Source organism: Streptomyces sp. NPDC090108 (assembly GCF_044747185.1).
In the GTDB taxonomy this organism is placed as follows: Bacteria; Actinomycetota; Actinomycetes; order Streptomycetales; family Streptomycetaceae; genus Streptomyces.
This window is the reverse complement of sequence record NZ_JBIVDQ010000001.1, coordinates 25,797-41,259: the sequence shown is the minus strand read 5'-3', so window position 1 is coordinate 41,259 and position 15,463 is coordinate 25,797. Positions and strand designations below refer to the sequence as shown.

The following is a 15,463-nucleotide window of genomic DNA, read 5'->3' as shown; positions in this document are numbered from 1 at the left end:
TCGCACCGGCCGCCCTTTCGTCGTACCGCCCCCGCTGTTACTGCTGCTGCGGCGGGCTCTGCTGCGGCTGCTCCTGCGCGGGCTGCGCCGGGGGCTGTCCGGGCTGCTGCGGGTATCCGTACTGCGCCGGATACGGCTGCTGCCCGGGGGCAGGCTGCGCATAAGGCTGCGGCTGCTGCTGTCCCGGACCGGCCGGCGGATACGGCTGCTGCCCCTGCTGCGGGAACGGCTGACCGGGCTGGCCCTGCTGAGGGTACGGCTGTCCGGGCTGCCCCTGCTGCGGGAACGGCGGTGCCGCCGGCTGTCCCTGCGGCGGCGCGTAGGGCTGCTGACCGGGGGCGGGCTGCTGGCCGTACGGGCTCGGGTAGGGCTGTCCGGGCCCGGGCTGCCCCGGAATCTGCTGCCCCGGAATCTGCTGCCCCGGCCCGGGCTGACCGGGCATGGGCTGACCGGGCATCGGCTGACCGGGGACGGGCTGTCCCGGCATCGGCTGGCCGGGCATCTGCTGTCCCGGCATCGCGTAGCCCGGCATGGGCGGAGCGGCGACCGGCGGCGGGTTCCCGTCGCTGGTCCACAGCCCGTGCGCCTGCTGGTGGCGTACGAAGTCCTCGGCGATCAGGGCCGAGAGGTTGAAGTACGCCTCCCGCACCTTCGGCCGCATCATGTCGAGGTCGACCTCGGCACCGGCGGCCAGATGCTCGTCGAAGGGCACCACGACCACGCCGCGGCAGCGCGTCTCGAAGTGGGCCACGATATCCTCGACCTTGATCATCTTTCCGGTCTCGCGGACCCCGGAGATCACGGTGAGGGACCGGGAGACGAGGTCGGCGTACCCGTGCGCGGACAGCCAGTCCAGCGTCGTGCTGGCACTGCTCGCACCGTCGACCGACGGCGTGGAGACGATGATCAGCTGGTCGGCGAGGTCCAGCACACCGCGCATCGCGCTGTACAGCAGACCGGTGCCCGAGTCGGTGAGGATGACCGGGTACTGCTTGCCGAGCACGTCGATCGCGCGCCGGTAGTCCTCGTCGTTGAACGTGGTGGAGACGGCCGGGTCCACGTCGTTGGCGATGATCTCCAGACCGGAGGGCGCCTGCGAGGTGAAGCGGCGGATGTCCATGTACGAGTTGAGGTACGGGATCGCCTGGACCAGGTCGCGGATGGTCGCCCCGGTCTCGCGGCGCACGCGGCGGCCGAGCGTGCCGGCGTCCGGGTTGGCGTCGATGGCGAGGATCTTGTCCTGGCGCTCGGAGGCGAGGGTGGCGCCCAGCGCGGTGGTCGTGGTCGTCTTGCCCACACCGCCCTTGAGGCTGATGACCGCGATCCGGTAGCAGGACAGCACCGGCGTGCGGATCAGCTCCAGCTTGCGCTGCCGCTCGGCCTCCTCCTTCTTCCCGCCCAGCTTGAACCGGGACGCGGCCGCCGCGGGCCGCCCGCTCTTCGCCTTCTGCCGCTTGTTGTTGAGCAGCCGGTCCGAGGACAGCTCCACGGCCGCGGTGTAACCGAGCGGCGCGGCACCGGGGTTGGTCGGCTGCCGCTGGTCGTGCTGGACGGGCTGCGGCCATGCGGCACCGGCACGGGGGTCGGCCGGGACGCCCTCGGGCCCCTGGCCCTGCGGCCCCTGCGGGAAGCCGTAGGCGCTCTGCGGAACCTGGGGGGCGGGAGGTGCGGCCGGCGGGAAGCCGTAACCGGCGGTGGCGCCGGGGTTGTTCGGGTCGGGCTGCGGCGGGAAGCCGTAACCACCGGGTTGCGCGGGCGGGTTGGGGACACCGGGGTGCGGGAAGCCGTAACCGGCTGCGGGAGAGGGCCCGTTCGGTCCCGGCTGAGGGAAGGCGTAACCGCTCGACGGCGCGTGACCGGCGGGGTTCTGCTGCGGTGCCGGGGGAGCGGGGGTCCCCGCGGCGGCGGGCACGCCGGGTACACCGGGCGTCCCGGGGGTGTGAGGCGCGGGCGGCACGGACGGCGCGTACGGCTGACCGGGCTGCGGCGCGGGCGGCACGGGCCCGGCGGAGGGGTTCCACGCGGCGGGCGCGGGCTGCGGCGCCTGCGGCTGGAACGGCGGCTGCTGACCCGGCGCGTCCCCGGATCCCGCCGGCTGCGGCTGACCGGACGCCGGGCCCGGCTGCTGCTGCGCGGGCTGTGCCTGGGCTGCCTGTGCCTGTGCCTGTGCGGGCTGTGCGGGCTGTGCGGGCCACTGGGCCGCCGGGGCGGGCGCCGCGGGCTGGTACGACGGCGGAAGCGGCGGCACTCCGCTCTGCGGCGCGGGCGGCGGCGTCCAGGCCGACGGCACACCGGGCATCGGGGGCGCCGTCGGGGGCGCCACCGGAGCGGGGCTCTGAGGGTCGGTCGGCGCGGAGGGGACGACGGGAGCGGTCGGGGCCGCTGCCTGAGGGCCTCCGGCCTGCTCGTGCGCCTGCGGCGCCCCGGCCGGGCCGGTCACGTCGGTCGCGTCGGTCGCGTCGGCAGGAACCCCGGCGGCCGAGGCGGCCGAGGCGGCAGCGCCGGTCGCGTCGGACGTGGTGCCGGTGGAGTCCGAGCCGTCCTGTGCGGGGACGTCACCGGACGCGTCGGCGTCGGCCTCACCCTCGGCGCCCCCGTCACCGGCCTCACGCGTGGCCAGGCCGGCAGCTGCGGCGGAGTCGCCGGAATCTTCGGAGCTGTCGGACGAGTCGGACGCCTCCGGCTCAGGGGAGGGGGTGGCCGCGGAAGCCGTGGGGGAGTCGGAAGGATCCGAGGAGCCGTTGCCGGACGTGGGGTCACCATCCGCCTCGGAGGCACTTTCGGAGCCGGCCGCGGCGGATCCCTCCACCGGCGAACCCTCGCTCCCGTCTTGGGCAGCGGCGTCCGCACCGGCCCTCGTAGCCTCACCCGCACCGGCGCCCGTACCGCCGCCCGCGGCGGCATCCGTACCGGCTGCGGCCGCTTCCTCGGCCCCGGTGCCGGCGTCGGCCTGACCGCTCCCGGTGGGCCCCGCGTGGCTTTCGCCGCCCTCGGAGCTCTCACCGTTCACGGCGGAACCGGCGTCACCCGAGACCGAACCCTCGTCCGCCGTCCCGGCTTCCTGGGCCTCCTGGGCTCCCTGGACGTCGGCGGCCGAGGCGCGTTCCGCGATCTCGGCCATCTCACGCTTCAGCGCGGAGGCGGAGAACCGCATGGTCGCACCGCTCTCCAGATCCCCGTTGTCCGGCTCGGGCACGGCCGGGACCGGCGGAGGCGGAGTCTGCGACGGGTTCTGCGGCGAAGGGTTCTGCGGCGAAGGAGGAGGCGTCTGCTGCGACCGGTGCGGCTCGTACCCGGTGGGCAGGCCCGGCACTGGAGCCGGGTTCACGGCCGGAGGCACGGGCGCGGCGGCGTACGGCACGGCGGGACCGGCGGCGGGCGGCGGAGCGGGAGCCGCGAACGGCACACCGGGGACGCCCGGAGCCGGCGCGGGAGGCGCCGCCGGGGGCGGCGGGGTGAACGACGGGAACGGTGCCGCGCCCGAACCGCCCGACCCGCCCTGGACGTCACCCGTCCCCGGACCGGCGAAACCACCCGCTCCGGACGCGGGCGCACCCGCGGCGGTCCCGGACGTCCCGGCCGCGTTCTGCGTGTACCAGGCGGGCGGGGCGTAGTCGATGGTGAACTCGCCGGTGGTCTCGAACGCCGACTCCGCGTCGGGCTGGTCATCGTCGGGTGTGGCCCAGCCCCCGCGGATCCCGTCCCGATCGCTGCTCACAGTTCCTCCTGGTGTGGTCGAGCACCCTCATGGCGTGCCGGGGCGACCAAGTCGTGTCGTTCAAGTCGTCCGTGGTCGTTCGGGGCAGTCCGGTTCCCCCGGCCCTCCCCTGCGACGGGGCCCGGTCCACGGGTTCCGGCATCGCGCCCGCTCCCAGCCTAATCACCGCGGGGCGTACGACGGCAGGCCCGCCCACCACTCGGCACGCGGCCACCCGCCCATGGCACACCCGTACACGCCGTCGCCCGACCGCCACTCTGTCACGGCAATCAGGGAGAAAACAGCGGACAAAGGACGAACGGACGACGCACCCGAAGCGCATCGACACCGCGCACGCGGCGAACAAACCGGACGATGAAGGCCAGTTCAGTCCATTCGGCGCGGGGTGCCCAACAATCCGATCTCGGCATCGGTGGGTTGGGTCAGCACATACTGCCGGTCACGGTCGGTGCACCACAGGGTGACACCGTCGGGCAGCGCGGGCAGGGACTCCACCTCGGTGCGGGACAGCCCCATCGTGCGCCCCAGTTCCGCCGCCTCGTCGGGCGAGACCCGCTGGATGCCCGCGAGCCGCGCCTGCCGCAGCAGACGGGGGGCGACCGGGCTGAGATACGGCAGCAGGGTCAGCACCGACTGCCACGGTCCGCCGACCACCCGGCCGCGCGGCGGCCGCATACCGCAGTCCCGGACGACCAGCACGGGCGTTCCGGCCGACGCTCCCTGCGGCGGCACCCGCCCCACGTCGAACACCGACAGCCCGTTCTGGCCGCCGCCCATGGCATGCACCATCTGCATCCACGCCTGCGGCCGCCCGGTCTCCACGGCCACCCGCGCACCGGTCGCGGCCGTCCGCAGCGCCAGCACCTGCGCGGTCCACAGACCACCGATCAGCACGACGTCGTACGGCGTGGGCCGGTTGATCCCCAGCACCGCCGGCTGCCCCTCGGCATCCACCCCCGCCACCACACCGTCGTCACCGATCGGCAGCGCGAGCGTGTCGAGTTGATCCGCGGGCAGCGAGTGCCGCGTGTGCCGGGGGCCGATCAGCCCGAGCCCGCGACGCAGCCGCTCACCGGCCCGCTCCAGTGCGGACGGCGCACCGGCGCCACCCGCACCGACCGAAGAAGCCGGCCCGCCCGTCCGGTTCACCGGGGTCGTCGGAATCGTCACCGCGCACCTCCAAGGGGCAACGTGGCCAGCATGCCCGGCAGTTGTTCACGGTCCAGCCGGGCCAGCCCCGCACCGGCCTGGCGTGCCGCGCCCTCCAGCGCCTGGCGCGCGGACACGAGTTCGTCGTCACCGCGCCCGGTCACCCGGAGATGACCGCACAGCGAGACCTCCTGACGCTCACCGCGCGCCAGCGTCATGCTGAAGGTCGTGGCCAGCGCCGGTATCGCCGTCACACGGGCGACGAACTGGGGCAGCGACTCGCCCCGGGCGCCGCCCAGCTGGGGCCAGCGCCTGATCCAGTACGTCGTGTGCCGCCGGTTGTCGCAGCGCCAGCTGCGCCCGGACTCCTCCGTACGCCGCTCACGCGTCTCGCTGCGTCCCGCCTCGGCGGTGACCAGGGGGTTGGCGCAGGCCGAGGTGGCGAGTGCGGAGACCAGTTCCTCCTCGTCGAGCACACTGGCCCGGAACCCCGCGCCGGTCAGCCGGCTCGCGAGATGGTCCGCGACCCGCACCACGCACTTCTGTGCCCCGGTGAGGCCGCCGCCGCGCGCGGCGACCGCCTCCGCGCACAGTTCGGGGTCGAGCTTCAGCGCGATCCACGTGATGCGCACCGCCGGAGCGCCCGTCTGCTCCTGGAGCGGCTGGTAGTTGGCGACGGCCACCGACTGCTGCGGCAGGTGCAGCGCGGGCGCCGGCTGCGTGTGCAGCACGACCTGTGCCGACTCCAGCCGGATCCCGTCGACCTCCAGCGCGTCACGCACCAGCCCCAGCGGCAGCGGCTGCCGGTTCCGCTCGGCCCGCAGCGCCGTCGTGTCCGCCTCGACCTGGAGGACGGCGGTCAGGAACGTGCCGTCGCCGGCCATGCCGACCGGACGGCGGTCGCGGCCGCCGTAGGAGTACGTGCGCAGCGCGGGTTCGCACTCGAGCGCGGGCACCAGTGCCGGCTCCGTGCCCGGCGGCACCGGGGTGGCGGCGGCTCGCCGCCTGCGCGCCTTCAGCTCGCGCGCCGTGGCGAGCCACTCCGGGAGCGAGCGGCCTCTGCGCCGTGCGAAGGCCAGCGTGACCAGGGCCAGAGCGACGACCGCGGCCGGTACCAGCGCCATGGTGCCGACGACCCAGCCCACGACGAGGACGGCCACGGCGATCTCGACCAGGACGAGTCGTTGCAGACGAAACGAACCTGCCTGGCCCGGCCGGTGTCCGGAGCCGAGCGTGACCGCCTGCCGCGGTGCGCCGGACTGGCCGGACGCCTCTCGTGGATCCGGCGCCTGCGCAGCCGTACGGCCACGGGCCGCCAGCCGGCCGCGCGAACGCGTCCGCGTTCCGGAAGTCATCACTCCATCCCCCCGTTTTGCTCACAACCCATGGGAACCAGGCGAACGCACAGGCCCCTTGAGGGCCCAGGTACCCTACCCGCTCCGCAGGACGCGTCCCGCACCAGGCATAGTAGGGGCCGGGTCCGACAGCGGAGGGCGGGGGAGCGAGGTCCCCCGGCGCGCTCCGCGTGAGACACGGGGAGAAACAGCACAGATGGCATCTCGGCGGGACCAACTCAACGCCTACACCTTCGCGAAGCGCCGCATGCTCGCGTCGTTCGTGCAGTCGTCACCGGATGCCTCCGACGAGGGGGCTCCGCGGCCGCTGCGCGCCGTGCTGCCCGGCGCGATCGTCGGCGCGGTCGTCCTGGCGGCCTTCGGCGCCTGGGGCATGTTCCGCCCGACGGCCCCCGAGGGCTGGGCCGATCCGGGCAAGAAGGTGATCATCGCCAGCAAGTCGACCACCCGGTACGTGGTGCTGAAGACCGCCGGCAAGGTCCAGCTCCACCCCGTGCTCAACATGGCCTCCGCCAAGCTCGTCCTCGGCTCCGAGGACGACGTGGACGTCGTCACCGTCGACGAGTCGATCCTCGACAACGGCAAGATCCCGCACGGCGTCACCATCGGCATCCCCTACGCCCCCGACCGGCTGCCCTCCGACAAGGAGGCGGGAGCCGCGAAGCGCTGGGCCGTGTGCGAACGCCCCAGCGGCAGCGGCGACTCGATCCAGAAGGCCGAGTTCGTGCTCGCGCAGCGCGACCTCGGCAGGACCGAGGGAACCCGGCAGAAACTGCACGGCGGCGAACTGCTCTACGTCACCACCCCGGACAGCGCGCGGTACATCGTGGACGCCCGCGGCTGGGCGTACAAGGTGAACAGCGCGGACTCGCTCCTGCTGCAGACCCTCGTGGGCGCCAACCGCAAACCCCAGCACGTCACCAAGGAGTGGATCGACACCCTGCACCCGGGCGATCCCGTCGACTTCCCGAAGATCGACGGCACACCGGGCTCGCCGGCGCACGCTCCCGGAGAGCTGGACACGCGGGCCAACCGTGTCGGCATGGTGCTGAGAGCGCCCGTCAACGGCAGCGAGCAGTACTTCGTCGTCCTGCCGGGCCGCGTCGCCCCCATCTCCGACTTCGTCGCGCAGCTGCTGCTGGCCAGTACGGATCTCGTCCACGTCGACCAGAACGGCCACGCACAGGAGGTCAGCCCGGGAGCCATCGTCCGGGGAGCACCCTTCGGCGCCGAGCACACCTGGCCCACCGAGGCGCCCAGCGCGGTCAACGAGGACTCCACCGCCGCGGGCAGCCGCAACACCGTCTGCACCGTCCTGCGCCACGTCGACCCGAAGAACGGCGCCACGACACTGAGCACCTGGGCGGGCACCGAATTCCCCGCGGTCCTCGCCACCGGTTCGTCGAGCGCGTATGTCACCGCGGGCTCCGGCCAGCTCTACCGCCAGTTCCAGGGCACCGAGCCCGGCGCGGGCCCGGTCTTCCTCGTCACCGACACCGGCCTGCGCTACGCGCTCCAGTCCAACGACGACAGCGAGACGGACAGCGCGGGCATCGGCACCACCGCCAAGCAGCGTGAGGCGCTCCAGCGGGAGGCCCAGCTGGCGCAGCGGCACCTCGGCTACGCCGGCGTCCGTCCCGCGCCGGTCCCCGCGGCCTGGTCGAAGTTCCTGCCGACGGGCCCCCGCCTGTCCACGGCGGACGCCCGCCAGCCGCAGGGTTCGTGAGGAGCGCGCCGATGACCTCCAGCCGCGACGCCTCCGGCCGCCTCACCCCGGCGCCCCCGTCCCGCCCCCGCCTCCGCACCGGTACGACGTTCGCGGCGGCCCTGCTCACGGCCGCCGTCGGCACCCTGCTGACGGCACCCGTCGCAGCCGCCGACTCCGGGTCCGACCAGTGCACGTTCTCCGCGACGAACCACAAGTACGCCGGGACGCCCTGGGCCCTCCAACGGGTCATGCTCGACGAGCTGTGGAGCCAGTCGAAGGGTAGGAACGTCAAGGTCGCCGTCATCGACACCGGCGTCGACACCGCCAACCCGCAGCTCACCCACGCGGTGGACGGCGCCCTGGGCGTCAACCTGCTGCCCGCCAAGGACGACAAGGGCCAGCCGGTCGACGGCGCCAAGTCCAAGCCCACCACGGACACCGTCGGCCACGGCACCCGCGTGGCCGGCATCATCGCCGCCCGCCCCATGAAGGGCACCGGCTTCACCGGCCTGGCACCCGAGGCCACGATCGTCCCGATCAAGCAGAACGACGCGGACGGCCACGGCACCGCGGACACCCTCGCCGCCGCCGTCCGGCACGCGATCAAGGCGAAGGTCCAGGTCATCAACATCTCCCAGGACACCGCGAACGCCGCGGCACCGACGGAGAACCTGCACCGGGCGATCGACGAGGCCCTCGCCCAGCAGATCGTCGTCGTCGCCTCCGCGGGCAACGACGGCCTCGGCGGCAACGACAAGAAGACCTACCCGGCGTCGTACCCCGGCGTGCTCGCCGTGGCGGCCTCCGACCGCAACAACGAGCGGGCGGCGTTCTCCCAGTCGGGCGACTTCGTGGGCGTCGCCGCCCCCGGCGTCGACATGATCTCCACCGTCCCCAAGGGTGGCCACTGCTCCGACAACGGCACGAGTTTCTCCGCCCCGTACGTGGCGGGCGTCGCCGCGCTCATCAAGGCCAAACACTCCGACTGGACCGCCCGCGAGGTCGTCGCCCAGATCGAGCAGACCGCGGAGCGCTCCATCACCGGGCACGACCGCCTCGTCGGCTGGGGCGTGGTGGACCCGGTCCGCGCCCTCACCGAGGACGATCACCCGATCGAGTCACCCCACCCCGACGCGGGCCTCACCCACGCGGAGGCCCCCACCGCGGCGAAACTCACCCTCGGCGAGACCCCGGAGGAACGCGACGCCCGCCTCGCCACCTACGTCGCCATCGGCGTCGCCGTCCTGGTCGCCGGCCTGGCGGGAACCGCGATCACCCTCCGCGACGCCCGCAGAAGAAACCCCACCCCGAAACCCCGCGGCTGACCGGGGGTGTCAGGATGCGGGGCGGCAGGGGTGCTGGTTCTTCAGTGAGGTCGTGTAGCCGTGGATCAGGGTGCTGACGGCTGAGTCGTTCCGGTGGGCCGGGTCCAGGAGTCTGAGGAGCACGCTGATGTCCTCCTCCTGCACATCGGCGCCGCGGCATTTCAGCAGCGACACCGCCGCGGAGTCGGTGTAGGCGACGGCGCCGTCGTCCGCGGACTTCTGCTGCGATGCCGAGAGGCGGCTCAGGAGGATGTGGCGGGCCGAGTCACCGGCGTCGATCCGCTCGGTGCTGACCGTCAGCACCGAGTCGCCGTCCACCTTGACGTCACAGAGCGCGGAGCCGTCGGTCAGGCTGCCGGTGGAACGGACCGTGAGTCGCCGGCCGGACTCCGGCAGGACACGGGAGAGCGCATCGGCCGGCACGCGTGCTCCGCACAGCGACCGAGGGACCTTGAACTCTCTCTTCGGCGGCTCCGTGGAGCACCCGGCCACCACCAGTGCGGTGACCACGAGACACACACCGCGCAGGGTCAGGGACGCGGACTTCAATTCTTGCCACTCTCCGATTTCCACTGGGCCCCGTCGGAGTGACTGTGGCCGGCGGACGTGCGTGCGGCTCTCCGTAGATCCTCGGCCGTGTCGGCGTCGATGGTGCCGTTGTTCAGCAGAGCGTGATCGACGGCGGCCCTGGCCGAATCGAGGGCCGCCTCCCTGCCCGCCGTGTACTCCGTACCGGCCTGCGCCTGCGCCTCGTCCGACGTGTCCTTCTCGATGCTCTTCATCACGGACTCCTGGATGTCCTCCGAGGCCCATTCCAGGGGAGCGCCGGCGATCGGCACCCGTTCCGCCGCCTTCTCCAGGCCCATGCCCAGAACGCGGTTCACCCACTTCTGCTTCTCGGCGGCGGCTTCGTTGAACTCCGTGTCCGAGGCGGCGTGATAGTGGTGGATCGCCTGGGCCCTGGCGTCGCTCATGATGCCGGCGATCGCCGAACCCGGGGCCACCGCCGCACCCACCCGCCCGTCCAGGGAGGCCGTCGAATGGCTCGGGTCGTTGATGACGTGGTTCACGACGTCGCTCGTGTAGGCCTGCTGCGCTGTCGTGATGGCCGAGTAGGCATCGGGGTCCTGGCCCACCTCGCCCAGGAAGCGGCTGGCGTGGTTCGCGTCGAGGTCGGCGGCCGCGCCGAACGACGGGAAGAGGTCGCTGTCCGAGTCCTCCTGGTACATGGCCTGCTGGAAGTCGCCCATGTACTCGGCGGTGATGTCACCGAGGCTCCCGCGAAGAGCGGACAGCGGACCGCTCTCCTCGTCCAGATCCCCGTTCTCGTTGTGTCTGATCAGTTCGGGGTGTTCGCCGAACTTGTCGACGATCTCGCTCACCAGATGCGCGCGCGCCTCCGTGTGCCTGACGGCGTCGGCCGTCGCGTCGCTGTCGTAGGGGCGTCCGGTGGTCGCCGACTCCAGGGCGTGGCCGAGCGCCTGGGGGCCGAAGCCGAGGGCCGTCCTCGTCTTGTCCTCGTCGGCGAGGACGTTCACGTCGTTGGTGTCGACCGTCCACTCGAAGTCCTTGTCGGTGAACACGTCGAGATACGAGGAGAACCCGGGGTCACCCCCCTTCTTTACCGTGCCGTCTTCGTTGTACGCGGTCGGCGGCTGGGTGAAGAACTTCTCCGAGGCCTCCGGGCTGTGCCCCAGCGCCTCCAGGACGCTGTTCAGCGGATCGTTGCCGGTGCCGAGCCTGCCGGACGGGTTGAAGCCGTAGAGGTCCGGGACGCCCCGCGCGTTGTTCGAGAGGAAGAAGAAGGGGTCCTTCCGGTGCAGCTGGGTGACGTGCTCGGCGATCGGCGTGAGGAACCGCGGGTCGTAGTCGCCGTAGCGGAGCAGACCGCCGAGCACCTGGTAGCCGTACGGCTGGTTCACCTGGCCCCGCTCCCAGCCGATCGGCCGGGTCCCGAGACGCCGGAACTCCGCGCCCCAGCTGTCGGGCAGGTGATGGGCGTGGTCCGGGTCCGTCGCGTCGGCGAGCGTGTAGCCCATGTACTTCTGCAGGTCCCGCACCTCGTCGAGACGCAGCGTGGACGCCTGGCCGCCGGTGCCGTCGAGGGACATCCGGCCGTAGAACTTCAGCGCCTGCTCGGGGCCACCGAGACCCTGGTAGAACTCGGTCGCGAACTGGCCGTCCTTCTCTGCGGAGTTGAAGCGCAGAAGCTGGTTGAGCTCACGCAGCTCCGCGTCGGACATCTTGTCGCCCTTGCGTGCCAGCTCGATGGCCCGCTCGGCCTCGGCGTCGTTCAGGGAGCCGTACACACTGTGCCCGGCGTCATGGCGGTCGTTGCCGTGGATCTTCGCCAGCGCGCGGGCCACCGAGGCGTCGATCTCCTCCGCGTGGGCGACGATCCGGTTGATCCGGTCCTCCAGCTCCCGCCGCGCGTCGAGCTGCTCCTGGGTGCGCTCGTCGGTGTCGCCGCGGACATGCGGGAAGAAGCAGCGGGCCCTGCCGCCGCCGGTGTCCTCGACCCGGATTCCCAGGTGCGGGGCGTCGACCCCGACCGCCTGCCTGATCTGCTTCTGCAGGGCCTCCAACTCGGTGTGTCCGTCGTCGAGCACCTGGTAGACGCTGTTCGCCTCGTCGTGGAGGTCCGAGACCTCCTTGGCCGTCTTGGCGATGAACTCCCGGGACACCGTGGCGTTGACACCGGCCCAGTGGGCCGAGTCCGACTTCGCCCACATCCCCGTGCGGGCCTTCCCGGCGGACTTCGCGAGACCGTCGACGGTCTTCTTCCAGTCCGCCACCGCGGCGGCGAGTCCGCCCAGGTCGACCTCGACGAGGTCCGTGAACGTGAGAGCCACTGGGTCCCCCTACTTGAAGTACTCGTCGAGCTGGGACACCGACACGGTGGAGCCGTCAGCGCCCCGCAGGACGGTCCCGATCCTCGCGTCGTCCTCCGCGTGCAGCTTCTTCGTGTAGTCGAGATGGTCGGAGATGTGCGCACAGGCCTGCAGGACGGACTTGACCTGGGACGTCCAGATCTCGACGGTGGTGTCCAGGGCTCCGCCCAGCTGGAAGCCGTGCGACTTCAAGGCGGAGGCCGCGCGTGCCGTCGATCCGGTGCCCGAACCGTCTGCCCCGGCCGCGCCGATGTCGGCCTGGCCGCGGATGTCGTCGTACAGGAGACGGGCCTCGTGTCCGACCGCGCCCAGGTCGTTCTGGTGGACCACGAGGTCTCCGGTCCCGCCGCCCCCGCCGTCGGGTGCCAGCTGGTTGAGGCGCGTGTGGGTCGACGGCCGCTCGGCGGCCTGCGCCTTGAGCTGCTCCCACTCGTCCCATGCCATCGGTCGGACCCCTTCCCTCTGCGGTCCCGCCGGTCCTCCCGTCGGGAGACGCGGGCGGTGCCGACGTTCCGGTGCGCCCGTCAAGTTAGCAACGGGGTCCGTGGGACGCCCGCGTCGTCGCCGAGCTGTGACGTCCGCCGCATGTGAACATCCCGGGGAGACACCCGCCGCCCGTGGCTGCGGAAGCTCGGGACGCCTTCGCGTCGGCCCCGAGGGGCTTCGCCGTCCCCCTCCGTTCGCCCGGTTCTGACCTGGCCGAACTGTTCGGCAACGCGGCGTGTTCTTCGCGTGGGTGAGGTTTTGTGGTTGCAAAGTTCACCCCCTGAAGGGATCGGGAGCGTCCCCCGACGAGACAGATGTGAATCTTCTGCGGTGATGTCGGGATCCCCCTGCCCGTTCCATCCCGCTTGCGACTTTTGGGGTCTTGTGACCGCGGCCTTCGGGGCGCCGTTGCAACTGAACCGTCGCAGAGTTCAGTTGGCCGCGATTTACACAGTGACTACAGTGGTCGATGAAGGTACGGGTGTGCGCTTGAGTGTTACCTGGACCGTCAAAAGTTGTACAAACGGGGACACGGGGAAGGGGTCGCGATGGGTGACGGCGGCGGCTCGGATGTGCGGCGCGGAATCGACGCGTTGTCGGCGTTCAGGGATCAGATCTCCAGGGCGCTGGGCAACTTCGAGGGATCTCCTGGAAGCCCGTCCAAGCTTGAGGATCAGGCGCTGGCCCGGCCTTCGTTCGGCGGTACGGGTGCCAAGTTCGACGAGGCGGACAACCTCCACGCGAAGTACGGCGAGGTGCACACGCGCCTGGTTCATTTCTCCAAGGTTCTGAACCTGCAGATCGAGGCACTGAAGCTCGCCACGCATGCCGCCGACGTCACCTACGACGGCACCGAGGAAGAGGTGCGGCGCCGGTTCTGGCAGATCCAGCAGCAGCTCAACGACGAGTACGAGCGAGCCTCGAAGGAGAAGCAGGCGGAGGACGAGGCGGCCAAGAAGGCCGGTCAGGCCGGTAAGCAGGCTCCGAAAGAAGTCCACAAGTCTACGGGGGGATCGGAGCGGGGATGAGCGACGACTGGAAGAAGCAGGCCCAGTACAAGCCCGACGTGCAGCAGGTCGACAAAGAGGTCGCCGGCAAGGTCGCGCCCATCACCAGCGTCCAGGGCCTACTGGCACACATGCCGCTGTTCGGCGGCGTCCGGGTCAACGCCCTCGGCTCGACGAACTTCGAGAAGCACGATCTCAACCAGATGATCGATCTGGTCGAGCACGCCAACCCCGAGCACCTCGAGCTGACCGGCAAGTCCCTGTGGGACGCCGGACATGCCATCCGTGACGCCGCGACGGATCTCGAGAAGCACCTCGGCGTCGACTGGGAGGGCGAGGGTGCCACGGCATTCCACGACTGGACCCAGAACCTTCTGAAGTACACCCACCAGCTCGCCGGTTACGCCGACAATGCCGCGACCCAGTTGTCCGTGGCCGCCACTGGGCTGGCGTCGGTACGCAGCGCCATGCCGCCTCGAGACACTCGGCCGCACGCCGACCAGAAGCTTCCGACCGAACTGCCCAAGGCCAAGCAGGTCGACCACAACCCTGACTACGTGGCCGCCGTGAAGGTCGAGAAGAACCGGCAAGAAGCGGTCAATCAGATGAACCGTCTGGCGTCGTTCTACGAAGTGTCGGCGAACGAACTGCACGGAGTCCCGCCGGAGCCTTTGAAGGCGATGCCGAATGTCGGGGTGCCGAAGGCAACGGGCAGCTTCAGAGATGCCGGCAGCCAACGGTTCCACGAGGGCTCGGCATCGAGTTCGGTGTCCAGCGTCGGGCGGGATCCGGTGGCCGCACACCACGCTGTGGCCGTCCCGAACGGAACCGACGTCAGTGGACACACAGTCCCCGTCCATGAGGTGCACGAACCCGCCACGCGCCCTGGCGACGATGTCGGCACGAAGATCGACACGGTGGACACGCTTCCCCCTCAGGCGCCCGCGCAGCACGGCGCACCGCTGCCGACTCTGCCCAGCACAGGCGGTGGAGGTGGGCAGACGCCTCCCCTGATCACCGGCCCGTCGGCTCCACCCATGGCCCCGCCCGTCGGGCGTTCCGGCGGGTACGGTCCGGTCGGTCGGCTCCCCCTGTCCCCGCAAGGTCGTCCTGGCCGGCCTGCCACAGCGGGTGGCCGGGTCGTGCAGGAGCCCGAAGGGCAGGTCGGGCGTGCCACGGCCGGCGGTCGCGCCACGCAAGGCCCCCTGGGGCAGGCGGGGCGGACCATGGGGCGTGCCACGCCGAGCGGCCAGTCGGCCATGCGAGGGTCCGCGGAAGCGAGCCGCTCGCCCATGGGCCGCGCTGTCACCGGCGGTACGCCGAGGCCGGCCACCTCGCCCGCCGGGCGCACCGGAGCCGGCGCCCCGGGCGGTCCTGTGCGCAACGGTGTGGTGGGCGGCAAGCCGGTCGCCGGGCGAACCGGCGGCACCGGCTCCAACCCGCGCATGCCGCGCGGCACAGTCGTCGGCGCCGGGGAACCGGCTTCCTCCACCCCGGCGAAGGGCGCTCTCGGGCAGCGTGGCGTCGTGGGCGCCCCCGCTGCCGAGACCGAGCCGGGCGCCGCGCGACAGGTCCTGCGCTCGGCCGCCAACCCGGAGGGCGTCGTGGGCGCGCCTCGCGGCAGGAACGGCGCCGCTTCGTCCTCCGAAGGCCCGGAGGGTGCGGGTGGCCGCGGGCTGGGCCGTGGTGCCGTCGGTGAGCGTCAGGTTCCGGAAGGCGGCAATGGCCGCGCCAGCGGGGCATCCAGGAAGGATCAGCCCCGTTCGTCCCGCAAGCAGCGGCGTGACACGCCTCAGAAGAACGACTGAAGACCGACGAGGATGA

At 72.0% G+C, this 15,463-nt stretch carries 10 protein-coding genes; 4 read left to right on the top strand and 6 right to left on the bottom strand.

Features of this window, described 5'->3' with window-relative positions:
• Positions 1–37: 37 nt before the first annotated feature.
• The 3 genes from ACIPRD_RS00150 to eccE all read right to left on the bottom strand — a co-directional run bounded on the left by ACIPRD_RS00150 (position 38) and on the right by eccE (position 6,222).
• The gene (locus ACIPRD_RS00150; protein ID WP_401558668.1) at positions 38–3,718 is read right to left on the bottom strand and encodes an SCO5717 family growth-regulating ATPase; all 3,681 of its coding nucleotides are present in this window, start codon (positions 3,716–3,718) and stop codon (positions 38–40) included.
• Between the two features lie 366 nt (positions 3,719–4,084).
• Positions 4,085–4,882, bottom strand: coding sequence for a hypothetical protein (locus tag ACIPRD_RS00145; RefSeq protein ID WP_401559970.1), 798 nt, complete (start codon positions 4,880–4,882; stop codon positions 4,085–4,087).
• A 2-nt stretch (positions 4,883–4,884) separates the two neighbouring features.
• Positions 4,885–6,222 carry a type VII secretion protein EccE gene (gene eccE / locus ACIPRD_RS00140; RefSeq protein ID WP_401558665.1) on the bottom strand — a complete coding sequence of 446 codons (1,338 nt, stop codon included), beginning with the start codon at positions 6,220–6,222 and terminating at the stop codon, positions 4,885–4,887.
• Positions 6,223–6,418: 196 nt separating this feature from the next.
• Here eccE and eccB point away from each other — a divergent pair, with 196 nt between their 5' ends.
• Complete coding sequence (gene eccB, locus ACIPRD_RS00135; RefSeq protein WP_356410611.1) at positions 6,419–7,948, top strand: type VII secretion protein EccB; 1,530 nt, start codon at positions 6,419–6,421, stop codon at positions 7,946–7,948.
• An 11-nt stretch (positions 7,949–7,959) separates the two neighbouring features.
• Complete coding sequence (gene mycP, locus ACIPRD_RS00130) at positions 7,960–9,255, top strand: type VII secretion-associated serine protease mycosin (protein ID WP_401558662.1); 1,296 nt, start codon at positions 7,960–7,962, stop codon at positions 9,253–9,255.
• Positions 9,256–9,264: 9 nt separating this feature from the next.
• Here the strand turns inward: mycP and ACIPRD_RS00125 are convergent, their stop codons facing one another.
• The 3 genes from ACIPRD_RS00125 to ACIPRD_RS00115 all read right to left on the bottom strand — a co-directional run bounded on the left by ACIPRD_RS00125 (position 9,265) and on the right by ACIPRD_RS00115 (position 12,590).
• Complete coding sequence (locus tag ACIPRD_RS00125) at positions 9,265–9,678, bottom strand: hypothetical protein (protein ID WP_356410620.1); 414 nt, start codon at positions 9,676–9,678, stop codon at positions 9,265–9,267.
• A 122-nt stretch (positions 9,679–9,800) separates the two neighbouring features.
• Positions 9,801–12,107: a hypothetical protein gene (locus ACIPRD_RS00120; protein WP_401558659.1), complete on the bottom strand. Its 2,307-nt coding sequence runs from the start codon at positions 12,105–12,107 to the stop codon at positions 9,801–9,803.
• A 9-nt stretch (positions 12,108–12,116) separates the two neighbouring features.
• Complete coding sequence (locus tag ACIPRD_RS00115; RefSeq protein WP_401558657.1) at positions 12,117–12,590, bottom strand: hypothetical protein; 474 nt, start codon at positions 12,588–12,590, stop codon at positions 12,117–12,119.
• Between the two features lie 590 nt (positions 12,591–13,180).
• On the opposite strand from ACIPRD_RS00115, the gene ACIPRD_RS00110 reads away from it, so the two are divergent.
• Both ACIPRD_RS00110 and ACIPRD_RS00105 read left to right on the top strand, forming a co-directional pair.
• A complete protein-coding gene (locus ACIPRD_RS00110) occupies positions 13,181–13,660 on the top strand; it encodes a hypothetical protein (protein WP_401558654.1) in 480 nt (159 codons plus the stop codon).
• Positions 13,657–15,447 (top strand): hypothetical protein, encoded by a 1,791-nt coding sequence (locus ACIPRD_RS00105; protein WP_401558652.1) that lies wholly within the window; start codon positions 13,657–13,659, stop codon positions 15,445–15,447. Before ACIPRD_RS00110 ends, ACIPRD_RS00105 begins: the two co-directional genes overlap by 4 nt.
• The last annotated feature ends 16 nt before the right edge of the window (positions 15,448–15,463 follow it).